This window comes from Dyadobacter sp. CY356 (assembly GCF_021440195.1).
Taxonomy (GTDB): Bacteria; Bacteroidota; Bacteroidia; order Cytophagales; family Spirosomataceae; genus Dyadobacter.
The window spans coordinates 87666-101596 of sequence record NZ_JAJTSZ010000008.1; the positions used below are offsets into that span (position 1 = coordinate 87666).

Below are 13931 nucleotides of genomic sequence, written 5' to 3' on the forward strand. Positions count from 1 at the left end.
CTAATGAATACCTGATATATTATTTACATGGATAAAAATATTCAAATACCCGGCTTGTACATTATTCGCTATCAGACTGCACCAGTCGTTCCGGCGCCTTACTCCAATTTTCAGACGATTAAGTTACAGCTGGTTTCGGAAGATGATTTAAGTGTTGATTTTTCAATAAAATATACGGATCGTGAAGACCTTGAAGAGGATGAAATTCTGGATGAAGGATTTACAACAGATGATGATTTTACCTGGAAAGGTGCTGTTCCGTCTAACTGGATCACAGAATTTGTAAAAATTTATACTTCTTCCAAAATCATCCGTCAGCGCGAAGAAAAAGAATTTGAGGATTTTGTTGAAATAGAAATTGAGGAAAATGATAAGCGGGTTACTGTTTATCCTGTTGATAAAGAACGTTGGGTATATTTTCTGCAAGAGTTTATGCAGGCAATATTGGAAACTTCCGGCCGTGAACTTCCTTTTGAATTAACGTATCTTGACTATGATGCCGAGCCTAAAAGTGAGTTGGCTTTGAAGGCATCGTTCGCGACAAAACTTTTTACCATGAGTGAAAATGGCGGCGCGCCTAAGCAGCTGGAATGGGGGTTTTTGCAAAAAGTTATGGACACAGTTTATCGTGCAGAATTTGTTTATGACAATGCAGCCGAAAGCAAGCCTGTCAAAAAAGGAAAGTATCTGTATATCGGCGACCAACTTTGGTATCAGCTAGGCGTAGCCGTTGTTGAAACAACAGCAAAAAGCAAAGATCTTCAAATGATCGAATCGCTTTTCTCCAAATTAATAGGGTAATCCACCGAAAGGTTTTGCCCGGCTAAGTTCAATTTGCAGCTCATCAACCAATTGCCCGATCCGATCCATAGAAGGAGAAGGATTGGGTAATTGCAGACTTATAAAGGCCTTCACTTCCCAAACTTCAAGAACATCATGCAGTGCAGCTTCCATATCTGGTAAGCCTGCTATATCGGAACTTAGTAACAAAGTGCCTTTTATTTTAACCTGATTAAATGCTTTTCTGTAAAGAAATCCCTGATTTTTTAGTACGAAAAGATAATGTGAGCCATCCTTTATTTCATACCAGTTTCTGATAAATGAGCCTACCAGCAAAGAGCCCGGATATTCAAAATCCGACCCGCTTTCAAATGCCCGGTAATATCCCGATGGTAAATTAGGTAATTGAAAAGAAGGTAGATGTGTCAGAAATGAGGGATTTTGGTAGTTTGCGATATATTCAATCCACTGGTTTTTACTCACCCACTGGATCGTTGGGTAATTTGCTGATTTATCTTCCCTGTAACTTGGCGCAGCCTCCTGATTGATAGCATATTGATTGTTGAAAACCGGCATTCTGGAATCCATTGCAGTTGGCTGGGGCGCATGGTTAGGAGCAAAAGACGGCTGTGATACAGGTGGCTCATACATGTTGCCATTTACAGGTTTGAGTGTCACTTGTCTTGCTACCACGCGGATCGAAGGTTCCGGCTGCTGATAATTATCTATGATCCTGGAAAGCGGCTGCGGCTCTGCATATGTGGGCATTCGCGGAGGAGTAGCAGAAGAACCTGAATGCGAGACGGTCATCGGTCTCGTACCGTTTAATGGCAAAGATAAATCGGGTGTTTCACGAATTCGTCTTAAATCATTTTTTAGCAAATTGTCTACCGTAATGCCAAAAGCTGACGCCATATTTTTCAAATTGGTCAGATTTGGATTGGCACGCGCTTCTTCATAAGCCCCCAAAAGAGACCTCTTGATTGCAATTTTACGCGCAAATTGCTCTTGTGTAAGGCCATTCAGCCTGCGGAGATACTTTATATTATTGCTGACGATGCTCATGAAATATCCTTTGCGAGAAAGTTACAAAGAAATGACAAAATTTTTAGCAAAATTATATTTGAGCGGGTTGAAATGGAATATTATTTGATGGAAATTATGTTTTGCAGGCGCTTATTCCTCCTCATACTTTGTTCTAAATGTGGTATCTAGTTCAAGAAATGCAGTTGTAATCATTTTCAACTTAGTATTTTGACTTGTGATAAGCAATGACGCGTGGGCGCAGTTAGTATCATTTTCATCACAAAAACTGATATTAGTTTTATGAATAACGGAGTTAGAGGTTGATTTTTCTATACGTTCCGTAAACCAGTTATTGAACATTTTGAAACGAGCATCCTGTCTTTTATCCGATGTGTCACAAACAAATATTAAAGCGGTCTCAGGCTTTTGCTCAAAATATTTTGTTAAAAAATCAAGAATAGTGTCTTTAACTCTGGGATCATGTCTGTTTAACATTCGATCTGGTTTGAAACCAAACATGAAGATTTTCTGATTGAATTCAAGGTAGTCTGAAAAGTAGCTGCTCCCATCTGTCAAATAAATGAGGTAATTAATGCCGGATTGAGTGACAAACGTGATCTCCGTCAAATCCGTGTCTGACAAGGAATAGTTATAAGGGTTTAACAAATTTGATACCTTTTGAGTCCAACTCTTCTTTGGAAATTTCTCCGTCCAGATACGCATGTATCACTTTATTGTCATCCAGCATTTTTTGAAACATTTCAGATTTAACCGACTTTCCACGGCTAGTTGAAATAACTTCTTTTGTCTTAACTATAAGTGACTTATCCATATTCTAGGTGTTATACTTATCAAACGTAACAAAATTAAATAAGTTTAAAAACTGCTGGAATCATTTAATCAAATTTTGACTAAGAAAGTTATTGTTCCAAAAGAAAAAGCGCAGAAAACCGAACTTATATTCAATTTCCTGCGCTGTATTTTTCAGTAATTAAAACTGAATCTATTGATTACGGATAAATCTCCTTCCTCGCCGCTTTCAAAGTATTTGTTAGTAATCCACAAATAGTCATCAAACCTACGCCACCCGGAACTGGCGTTATGAAGCTGCTTTTTGGAGCAACATCCGCAAAATTTACGTCGCCTTTAATGGCAAAACCACTTTTCTTGGAAGCATCTTCAACTCTTGTAATACCCACGTCGATAACGACAGCACCTTCTTTGATATAATCCGCCGTAACAAATTCCGGACGCCCTAAAGCTACGATCAGGATATCGGCTGTCTGGCAAATTTCTTTCAGATTTTTAGTTTTGCTATGTGTAATTGTCACGGTGCAGTTTCCCGGATATTCGTTGCGCTGCATCAAAATACTCATAGGCAACCCAACAATCTGACTGCGGCCGATTACGACACAATGTTTTCCGCTGGTTTCAATTCCGGCACGAATCAGCATTTCAAGGATTCCGAAAGGTGTTGCAGAAATGTAGGCAGGAAGTCCCTTACACATTCTGCCAACGTTAATCGGGTGAAAACCATCGACGTCTTTTGACGGATCCACAGCTTCCATAATTGTATTTTCAGAGATATGTTTTGGCAGAGGTAACTGAACGATAAATCCATCCACATCAGGATTTTTATTCAGGGATTCAACTGCCTCCAAAAGTTCAGCTTCGGTCGTTTCAGGTCCAAAACGCAATAGGGTAGAAGTAAAGCCAATCTCTTCACAGCTGCGAATTTTTGAAGCTACGTAAGTCTCGCTGGCGCCATCTTGCCCTACTAAAATTGCAGCCAAGTGTGGTTTTTTTCCACCAGCTGAAATCCAGTTTTCAACTTCAATTTTTATTTCTGACTTAATCTGGGCTGAAATAGCCTTTCCGTCAAGTAGTTGCATTTTATTTGAAAAGTATAATGTTCAATTTTTAAATAAATAATGAAAAGTATAATAATGAAAGTTTGTCATTCTTATATAAGCTAAAAGCTAATACCCAATTCCTCTTTCAGCCTTTCCATTCCAACAGAAGCTTTCTCCTGAATAAAGGTCATATTTTTCTTAAAACTAATATCAGGTTTTGCAGGATCAATAATGTAAATCGGTATGTTATAACCAACATAATTAACCAGACCAGCGGCGGGATAAACGGCCATCGAAGTGCCTACTACAACAAAAATATCAGCCTGTTCTGTAATATCAATAGCGATGTCCATCTTGGGAACCGCTTCTCCAAACCAGACAATATGCGGCCTTAGCTGACTGCCTAATTCACACAAATCACCGGTTTTTAATTCCCAGGAATCCATGTCATAAATCAATTCCGGATTTTTTGTGCTTTCCGATTTAAAGAGTTCGCCATGTAAATGCACCACATTTTTTGAACCGGCAATTTCGTGCAGATTATCAACGTTTTGTGTGATAATCTGCACGTCATAATATTTTTCAAGTTCTACCAAGGCATAATGTGCTGTATTTGGTTTTACAAAAAGTGCCTGTTTTCTTCTTTCGTTATAAAAATTTAATACCAATTCCTGATTTCTTCGCCAGGCTTCGGGTGTCGCTACGTCTTCAATCCGATGATTTTCCCATAATCCACCACTATCGCGGAATGTATTAATTCCGCTTTCAGCACTAATTCCGGCACCTGAAAGAATGACCAGCTTTTTCATGGTTTCGTATTTTTTGATTATATTGTTTCAAAACTAAGTATTAGTAAACAACCTACCGGGGGGTCGAATCCCTCTCTCTCTCTGCGCAATTTGCTTTGATAACAAACAATCTAAACTAGCTTAACTCTTTGTCGTTTTCTTCGCAGCTGGTTTTTTAGCAACGGGTTTCTTTGCTGCTGGCTTTTTTGCTGCCGGCTTTCTAACTGCCGGAGCTTTTTCAGCTGCTGGTGCTTTAGGTGCTGCTTTTTTGAAACCTCCTCTTCCCGTCGGTTTGTCAGGCGTATCGGCTGCTATCTGCAAAATCGCTTCGTAAGTCAAATCCGCCGGTTCTGTTCCTTTTGGAATTTTAAGATTGCGTTTTTCAAAAGCAACATATGGTCCATAACGTCCGTTCAAAACTTTCACGTCCGGATTTTCTGTAAATTCCTTGATTGTTTTGTTGCTGTCTGAGATACGTTTTGTTTCAATAATTTCAACCAGACGATCTTCGGTAACTGCCATTGGATCATCCGTTTTTGCGAGCGAGTAATATTTGCCGCCATGTTTTACATACGGGCCAAATTTTCCAACGCTCACGATCATTTCAGAATCTTCAAATAAACCAACCGTACGTGGTAATTTAAAAAGTTCAAAAGCCTCATCCAACGTGATGTTTTCCATCAGCTGGCCTTTTTTCAAACTGGCAAACTTTGGCTTTTCTTCATCTTCCGCATCGCCGATCTGAACATAAGGCCCATACTTACCAATCCGTACGGTGATTTTCTTACCCGTCGCAGGATCTTCGCCCAATTCACGGGAAGTCAGGCTGCGGTCGATCGCTTCTTCTTTTGCCTCATCTACTTTTTTGTGGAAAGGGGTATAGAAGTCGGTGATCATTTTTTGCCAGGCAAGTTGCCCGTCAGCTATATGGTCAAAGTCTTTTTCGACACTTGCTGTAAAAGAATAGTCAATGATATCCTGAAAGTGATTTACCAGAAAGTCATTAACGACCATCCCCGTACTTGTCGGGAAAAGTTTTGACTTTTCAGTACCGTAAACCTCTTTCAGTACCACACTTTTTATTTCATCTTTCGCGAGTGTCATTTCTCGGTAAGCACGCTCCGTTCCGTCGCGGTCTTCTTTGATAACATACTCTCTTCTTATAATTGTAGAAATTGTAGGAGCGTAAGTTGACGGTCGGCCAATGCCCATTTCCTCCAATTTCTTCACAAGGCTCGCTTCCGTATAACGTGGTGGGTTACGGGTGAAACGTTCCGTTGCTTTCATATCAGCAAGGTTCAGAATCTGGTTAATATTCAATGGAGGAAGCATACCTTTTTGCTCTTCATCTTCCTCATCGCTCGATTCCAGGTATACCTTTAAGAACCCTTCAAATTTGATTACCTCACCCTGAGCGACCAGTTCCTCGTTTGTGGACGAAATTCCAATCGTTGCAGTTGTTCTTTCAAGCTGTGCGTCAGCCATTTGAGAAGCAATAGCACGTTTCCAGATCAGCTCGTAAAGACGTTGCTCATTCCGGTCACTGCTTCCCTGCAATACAGAAAATTCAGTTGGACGAATCGCTTCGTGCGCTTCCTGGGCTGACTCGTTTTTGGTTTTAAAAACCCTTTTATTATAGAAATTATCACCGTATTCACTTGTAATCTGAACACGGGCTTTTTCCATCGCCTCTTCCGACAAGTTTGTCGAATCGGTACGCATATATGATATTTTACCTGCTTCATATAACCGCTGTGCAACGGTCATCGTCTGAAGCACGGAGAAGCTCAGTTTACGTGAAGCTTCCTGTTGTAAAGTAGAAGTTGTAAATGGGGGAGCAGGCGTTTTTTTAGCTGGTTTAACTTCAAGGTTTTTGATTGAAAAAGTCGCTTTGATACATTTTTCGAGAAATGTCATCGCATCGGTTTCTTCGGCAAAGTTCTTCGGCAATTCTGCGTTTAAAACCTTACCATTTCCAAGATCAAAGTGAGCCGTTACCTTGAAACTTCCTTTCGCTCTGAACGCGTCAATTTCTCTTTCACGCTCCACAATAATACGTACAGCCACAGATTGAACCCTTCCTGCCGAAAGATTGGTTTTTCCGATCCTTATCTTTTTCCATAAAATAGGAGAAAGTTCATAACCTACCAGACGATCCAGAATACGTCGTGCCTGCTGTGCGTTAACAAGATCTACATCAATAACACGCGGCGTGGCGATCGCATTTTGCAAAGCTGTTTTGGTGATTTCACGAAAAACGATCCGCTTCGTATCGTCAGGCAAACCTAAGGCCTCTTTGAGGTGCCACGATATGGCTTCCCCTTCACGGTCGGAGTCAGTTGCGAGCCAAACTTCTGCGCCCTTCGCTAATTTCTTTAACTCATTAATGACTTTCACCTTGTCACCTGAGACTTCGTAAGACGGCTGAAAACCATTGTCTACATCGACACCCATATCATGTTCGGGAAGGTCACGTACATGCCCAAAGCTGGATTTAACGATAAAGTCTGTCCCTAAATAATTTTCTATGGTTTTGGCCTTCGCCGGTGACTCTACGATCACCAGATTTTTTGACATAATTTTTGAATTAAGATACTAGGTGGCTCTTTGGAGCTCAAATATAGGGCAGAAAGCAGGAAAAAATCAAAGTACTTGTCAAAAGGTATGTGAGAAACTTCTTTTTGACAAATTTAAAAACATGATAATTTCGACATTTGGCACTGAGAATTAGCAGTAGAAAGAACAAAAATTTGCGTTTGCAGGTTGTACTTATAGCGGCTTAGTTCATAATCATTGTAAATAAAAGCAAAAAAATAACGCTGGTCGGCTACGTTATAAGGAATTTTGTACTTTTATGCGTTTTATTGTTAACTAATAATTTGATCGTTGAATCACTATGGCTTTTAATTTAGAACATGATTAAGGGTGAAATTACCCACGTGCAAGAGCGGAGATAAGTTATCCGCAAAGTAGTAGGCAAACCTTTAACATTGACAAGATTTCCATTATTATGAATATTTATAAGGATTACATTAAAGAGATTGAAGAAAGAAAAACCCAGGGGCTTAATCCAAAGCCTATTGATGGTGCTGAATTGCTGAGCGAAATTATTTGGCAGATCAAAGACTCAAATAATGAGCACCGGGCAGACTCTCTAAACTTTTTTATTTACAATACGTTACCAGGTACCACAAGTGCTGCGGGTGTTAAAGCCAGATTTTTAAAAGAAATCATTCTCGGTGAATCCTTAGTTGAAGAAATATCGCCGGCTTTCGCTTTCGAGCTTTTATCACACATGAAAGGTGGGCGTTCGATTGAGGTTTTGCTTGATATCGCGCTTGGTGACAATATCTTCACAGCCAAGGAAGCTGCAAAGGTTCTTAAAACACAGGTTTTCCTTTACGACGCCGATGTTGACCGTCTGAAAGAAGCATATAAAAGCGGAAGCGAAATCGCGAAAGAAATTCTTGAAAGTTACGCGCAGGCTGAGTTTTTCACTAAACTGCCGGAAGTAGCTGAGGAAATCAAGATCGTTACATTTATTGCCGGTGAAGGTGACATTTCTACGGATTTGCTTTCTCCGGGTAACCAGGCTCACTCACGTTCAGACCGCGAACTCCATGGTTTGTGTATGATCACACCAAAGGCGCAGCAGGAAATCAAAGCATTGCAGGAAGAACATCCCGACAAAAGCGTGATGCTGATTGCTGAGCGCGGCACTATGGGTGTTGGTTCATCAAGAATGTCGGGTGTGAACAATGTTGCACTCTGGACTGGAAAAAAAGCAAGCCCATATATTCCATTTGTTAATATCGCTCCGATTGTTGGAGGTACAAACGGAATTTCCCCGATTTTCCTTACAACGGTTGATGTTACCGGCGGTATCGGAATTGACCTGAAAAACTGGGTGAAAAAAGTGGATGCTAATGGTGAGGTTATCCGCAATGAAAGTGGTGATCCCGTACTTGAAGAAGTTTACTCTGTGGCAACAGGCACTGTTCTGACGATCAACACAAGAACGAAAAAATTGTACAACGGCGATCAGGAACTGATTGACATCTCTAAGGCGCTTACGCCTCAGAAGATGGAATTTATAAAAGCTGGCGGATCATACGCGATTGTTTTTGGTAAAAAAATACAGACCATCGCATGCAGGATTCTGGGTATTGATATTCCGCTTGTATATGCTCCTTCAAAAGAGATTTCTCACGAGGGACAAGGTCTTACTGCGGTTGAAAAAATATTTAATAAAAATGCAGTTGGCACAACGCCGGGCAAAGTTTTACACGCTGGTTCGGATGTTCGTGTTGAGGTAAATATTGTGGGTTCACAGGATACGACTGGTCTGATGACTTCTCAGGAATTGGAGTCGATGGCTGCCACAGTCATTTCACCAATTGTTGATGGTGCTTATCAGTCAGGTTGTCACACGGCTTCGGTTTGGGATAAAAAAGCGCAGGCAAATATCCCAAAACTCATGAAGTTTATGAACGATTTTGGTCTTATCACGGCGCGTGACCCCAAAGGTGAATATCACGCCATGACGGATGTGATCCACAAAGTGCTTAACGATATCGTTGTAGACGAGTGGGCGATCATTATCGGTGGTGACTCTCATACAAGGATGTCAAAAGGTGTTGCTTTTGGTGCTGACTCGGGAACTGTTGCGCTTGCACTTGCAACCGGTGAAGCATCAATGCCGATTCCTGAATCTGTGAAAGTAACTTTCAAGGGCGAAATGAAATCTCACATGGATTTCCGTGATGTGGTTCATGCTACCCAGGCTCAGATGCTTCAGAAGTTTGGTGGAGAGAATGTTTTCCAGGGAAGAATTATTGAGGTTCATTTGGGAACACTTCCTGCTGACCAGGCTTTCACGTTTACTGACTGGACAGCAGAGATGAAGGCGAAAGCTTCTATCTGTATTTCTGAGGATGATACCCTGATCGAATCATTGGAAATTGCCAAAGGCAGAATCCAGATTATGATTGACAAGGGAATGGACAATAGCAAACAGGTTCTTCAGGGATTGATCAATAAAGCGGATAAGAGAATCACAGAAATTAAATCGGGCGAAAAGCCAGCTTTAACGCCTGATGCAAATGCAAAATATTACGCCGAAGTTGTTATTGACCTGGATGTGATCGTAGAGCCTATGATCGCAGATCCTGATGTTAATAATAAGGATGTATCCAAGCGTTACACGCATGATACCATTCGTACACTTTCTTATTACGGAGAAGATAAAAAAGTTGATCTTGGTTTCGTTGGCTCTTGCATGGTACATAAAGGAGATTTGAAAATTGTTTCACAGATGCTTAAAAATCTGGAAGAACAACAAGGAAAAGTCGAATTCCATGCACCGCTCGTAGTTGCAGCTCCAACCTATAATATTATTGAAGAGCTGAAAAGTGAAGGTGATTGGGACGTATTGCAGAAATATTCAGGTTTCGAGTTTGACGATAATGCGCCAAAAGGCACGGCACGTACTGAATATGAAAATATGATGTATCTGGAACGCCCTGGCTGTAACCTTTGTATGGGAAATCAGGAAAAGGCTGCAAAAGGTGATACTGTTCTGGCAACTTCAACCCGTCTTTTTCAGGGAAGAGTTGTTGAAGATTCGGAACGTAAAAAAGGAGAATCCCTGCTTGCGTCTACACCGGTTGTTGTGTTGTCTGCAATTCTTGGACGTATTCCTAACATGGAAGAATATAAAGCTGCGGTGGTCGGCATTGACCTGACCAAGTTCGCACCGCCTGTGAAGCAGTTAGCCAGATAAAATCTGTTTAAGAATTGATAGTGGTTCGGTTTTTGATAAGTGTGAATGTTTAGACATTAATTTAATTACTATGGCTTTTGACTTAGATATGATTAAGGGTGTTTACGCCCGTATGCAGGAAAGAGTTGAAGCTGCTCGTCAAATTGAAGGGCGGCCGCTGACTTTGGCAGAAAAAATATTGTATTCGCACTTATGGGAAGGGACTCCCACACAGGTGTATCAAAGAGGTAAGTCTTATGTAGATTTTGCTCCTGACCGCGTTGCGATGCAGGATGCTACTGCGCAGATGGCTCTTTTACAGTTTATGCAGGCCGGAAGACCACAAGTTGCCGTGCCGTCTACTGTTCACTGCGATCACCTTATCCAGGCTGAGGTTGGCGCTGTTGCCGATTTACAGACTGCAAAAGATAAAAATAAAGAGGTTTACGATTTCCTGGCTTCGGTATCCAATAAATATGGTATAGGATTCTGGAAGCCTGGCGCTGGAATTATCCATCAGGTTGTTTTGGAAAACTACGCGTTTCCAGGCGGTATGATGATCGGTACTGACTCACATACACCAAATGCTGGTGGTTTGGGTATGGTAGCGATCGGAGTCGGTGGTGCAGACGCGAGTGATGTTATGTCAGGATTGGCCTGGGAGCTTAAAATGCCAAAGTTGATCGGTGTAAAACTGACTGGAAAACTGAGCGGCTGGGCTGCTGCCAAAGATGTTATTCTCTGGGTTGCGGGTCAGCTTACGGTAAAAGGTGGTACTGGCTGCATCGTTGAATATTTTGGTGAAGGTGCAGAAAGTCTGTCTTGTACGGGAAAAGGAACCATTTGTAACATGGGTGCTGAAATCGGAGCAACAACTTCTATTTTCGCGTACGATGAGAAAATGGCTGCTTATCTCCGTTCAACCGATCGTTCGGATGTAGCAGATGCTGCCAATGCGGTTGCTGGTTATTTACGTTCTGATGATGAAGTATATGCTGATCCTGCTTCTTTTTATGACCAGTTGATTGAACTTGATCTTTCAACCCTTGAACCGCATGTAAACGGTCCGTTTACGCCGGATTTGGCATGGCCACTTTCTAAATTTGCTACGGCTGTTAAAGAAAATGGCTGGCCGGAAGTACTTTCGGTAGGTTTGATCGGTTCTTGTACTAATTCTTCATATGAAGATATCAGCCGCGCAGCTTCTGTTGCGCAGCAGGCTGTTGATAAAAGATTAGTGGTCACTTCTGAATATACCATTACACCGGGTTCCGAGCAGGTACGTTACACAGTAGACCGTGATGGTTTCCTTGATACTTTCGCGCAGATTGGTGGCGTGGTTCTGGCAAATGCTTGCGGACCTTGTATTGGTCAGTGGGCGCGTCATGGTGCTGAAAAAGGGGAGAAAAACTCAATCATCACTTCTTTCAACCGTAACTTTTCAAAACGTGCTGATGGTAATCCAAACACGCACTCGTTCGTAGCATCACCTGAAATTGTAACGGCTCTGGCAATCGCCGGCCGTCTGACTTTTAACCCTTTGACTGATACGCTTGTCAATTCTGAAGGTCTTACCGTAATGCTTGACGAACCATCAGGACTGGAACTTCCTGCCAAAGGTTTTGCTGTTGAAGATGCAGGATATCAGGCACCTGCTGAAGACGGAACGACCGTTCAGGTTATTGTTAGCCCAACTTCGGATCGTTTGCAACTGCTTGAACCTTTCAAAGCCTGGGAAGGTACAGATCTTAACGGTTTAAAACTTCTGATTAAAGCAAAAGGAAAATGTACGACTGACCATATTTCGATGGCTGGTCCATGGTTGAAATACCGCGGTCACCTTGACAACATTTCTAACAATATGTTGATCGGTGCAGTTAACTATTATAATGAAAAAACAAACACTGTTAAAAATCAGTTGACTGGCGTTTACGGTGAAGTTCCTGCGGTTCAACGTGATTATAAGGCGAACGGTATCGGAACTATTGTAGTAGGTGATGAAAACTACGGAGAAGGTTCTTCTCGTGAACATGCGGCTATGGAACCTCGTTTCCTGGGTGCCCGTGCGATACTTGTAAAATCGTTCGCCCGTATCCACGAAACAAATCTTAAAAAACAAGGTATGTTGGCTTTGACATTCGCTGACACGGCTGACTATGATAAAATTCAGGAAGACGATACTATTGATATCAAAGGATTGCAAACATTTGCACCCGGCGTTCAATTGACCATTGTGCTTCATCATGCAGATGGAACAACTGAGGAATTCCCGGTTAACCATACTTATAACGAACAACAAATCGAATGGTTTAAGGAAGGTTCTGCTTTGAACATTATTCGTAAATCGGTCAATGCATAAGCCTGGCTGATAATTGAAAATACAAAAAAAGCTCCTGGAAACGGGAGCTTTTTTTGTGCGCAATATCACTTTTTTATAGAAAGCTAATAGCCCAAAAATTAAAAATTCATTATTATACGTAATTCCATTTTTTGATTATCAAATAATCGTTTAGCTTTGACGATTGATCAATCACTCTATTCAGTTTGAACGCAAAAGATTCTTATCAGTAGCGTCGGGATAGACTGCAGTATAGATAACCCAAATGAAAAAATTAATCATAAAAATGTTAGCAGGAATCTTAATATTAGCGATCGTGCTGACTGGCGCGGCATATATCTTTTTACAGCAGCCTCAATTTGGCAGAATGCCTGCGGGAGCAAGACTGGAAAGAATCCAGAAATCTCCGAATTATCGTGAGGGCCAATTTCAAAATTTAAGTATCACTCCGGATCTTGCAGAAGGTGTAAGTTATTTTCAGGTTTTAAAGGAGTTTATTTTTAATAAAAGCAAAAGGATAAAACCGGATTCAATTTTGCCTTCTGTAAAATCGGATCTGCTACATCTCAATCCAAACGAAGATCTTTTGGTATGGTTTGGACATTCGTCTTACTTCATGCAGATTGATGGCAGGACTATGCTCGTAGATCCCGTTTTCAGCGGCGCGGCTTCTCCGGTTAGTTTTACAACACCAGGTTTTGCGGGAAGTGATGTTTATGCAGTAGAAGACTTTCCTGCAATTGATTATCTCTTTATCTCTCACGATCACTGGGATCATTTGGATTATGAAACGGTTTTAAAATTAAAATCCAAAGTGAAAAAAATCATTACCGGATTAGGAACCGGCGAACATTTTGAGCGCTGGGGATTTGATCTTTCAAAAATTGAAGAAAGGGACTGGGATGAAGAATTAAATCTGGGAAATGGATTTGTTGTAAACGTTACACCAGGAAGACATTTTTCTGGGAGAGGATTATCCAGAAACCGCGCGATGTGGGTTTCTTTTGTTCTTCAAACTCCGACAAAGAAAATATTTTTAGGTGGAGATTCTGGATATGATACACATTTTAAAAAGATCGGGGATAAGTTTGGCCCTTTTGATCTTGCACTTTTAGAATGTGGACAATACAACTATAATTGGAAATATATCCACATGATGCCGGAAGAAACTGCTCAGGCAGCAGAAGATCTAAAAGCTAAAAAGCTGATGCCGGTTCATTGGGCCAAATTCGCACTGGCACAGCACGATTGGGATGAACCTGTCATACGTGTAATGAAGGCAAGTAAAATCAAGAATTTACCGCTGGTTACACCCATGATAGGTGAGATCGTTAATTTGAACGAAGATAAAGTTTTTCCGGCCTGGTGGGAAAATGTTAAATAGA

General features: G+C 41.2%; 10 protein-coding genes. 4 read left to right on the forward strand and 6 right to left on the reverse strand.

The annotated features are described in order from the left end of the window. Window positions 1-27 precede the first annotated feature (27 nt). Complete coding sequence (locus LXL81_RS22665; RefSeq protein WP_234649137.1) at window positions 28-801, forward strand: hypothetical protein; 774 nt, start codon at window positions 28-30, stop codon at window positions 799-801. Here LXL81_RS22665 and LXL81_RS22670 read toward each other — a convergent pair. The 6 genes from LXL81_RS22670 to topA all read right to left on the reverse strand — a co-directional run bounded on the left by LXL81_RS22670 (window position 790) and on the right by topA (window position 7024). Continuing rightward, the gene (locus LXL81_RS22670; protein WP_234649140.1) at window positions 790-1845 is read right to left on the reverse strand and encodes a helix-turn-helix transcriptional regulator; all 1056 of its coding nucleotides are present in this window, start codon (window positions 1843-1845) and stop codon (window positions 790-792) included. The genes LXL81_RS22665 and LXL81_RS22670 overlap by 12 nt on opposite strands. A 111-nt stretch (window positions 1846-1956) precedes the next feature. Further along, window positions 1957-2301: a DUF6169 family protein gene (locus tag LXL81_RS22675; protein ID WP_234649142.1), complete on the reverse strand. Its 345-nt coding sequence runs from the start codon at window positions 2299-2301 to the stop codon at window positions 1957-1959. A gap of 154 nt (window positions 2302-2455) precedes the next feature. Beyond that, window positions 2456-2638: a hypothetical protein gene (locus tag LXL81_RS22680; RefSeq protein ID WP_234649144.1), complete on the reverse strand. Its 183-nt coding sequence runs from the start codon at window positions 2636-2638 to the stop codon at window positions 2456-2458. Between the two features lie 178 nt (window positions 2639-2816). Continuing rightward, window positions 2817-3698 (reverse strand): bifunctional 5,10-methylenetetrahydrofolate dehydrogenase/5,10-methenyltetrahydrofolate cyclohydrolase, encoded by an 882-nt coding sequence (locus LXL81_RS22685; protein ID WP_234649146.1) that lies wholly within the window; start codon window positions 3696-3698, stop codon window positions 2817-2819. A gap of 80 nt (window positions 3699-3778) precedes the next feature. Next, window positions 3779-4468: an NAD-dependent deacylase gene (locus tag LXL81_RS22690; protein ID WP_234649147.1), complete on the reverse strand. Its 690-nt coding sequence runs from the start codon at window positions 4466-4468 to the stop codon at window positions 3779-3781. A gap of 120 nt (window positions 4469-4588) precedes the next feature. Further along, the gene (topA, locus tag LXL81_RS22695) at window positions 4589-7024 is read right to left on the reverse strand and encodes a type I DNA topoisomerase (RefSeq protein WP_234649149.1); all 2436 of its coding nucleotides are present in this window, start codon (window positions 7022-7024) and stop codon (window positions 4589-4591) included. 433 nt (window positions 7025-7457) lie between these two features. Here topA and LXL81_RS22700 point away from each other — a divergent pair, with 433 nt between their 5' ends. From LXL81_RS22700 to LXL81_RS22710, 3 genes are all read left to right on the forward strand, one after another. Beyond that, a complete protein-coding gene (locus tag LXL81_RS22700) occupies window positions 7458-10229 on the forward strand; it encodes a bifunctional aconitate hydratase 2/2-methylisocitrate dehydratase (RefSeq protein ID WP_234649151.1) in 2772 nt (923 codons plus the stop codon). 70 nt (window positions 10230-10299) lie between these two features. Next, on the forward strand, window positions 10300-12567 hold the full coding sequence (locus tag LXL81_RS22705; RefSeq protein ID WP_234649153.1) for an aconitate hydratase: 2268 nt from the start codon (window positions 10300-10302) through the stop codon (window positions 12565-12567). A 244-nt stretch (window positions 12568-12811) separates the two neighbouring features. Then, a complete protein-coding gene (locus tag LXL81_RS22710; protein WP_234649156.1) occupies window positions 12812-13930 on the forward strand; it encodes an MBL fold metallo-hydrolase in 1119 nt (372 codons plus the stop codon). Window position 13931: the final 1 nt, after the last annotated feature.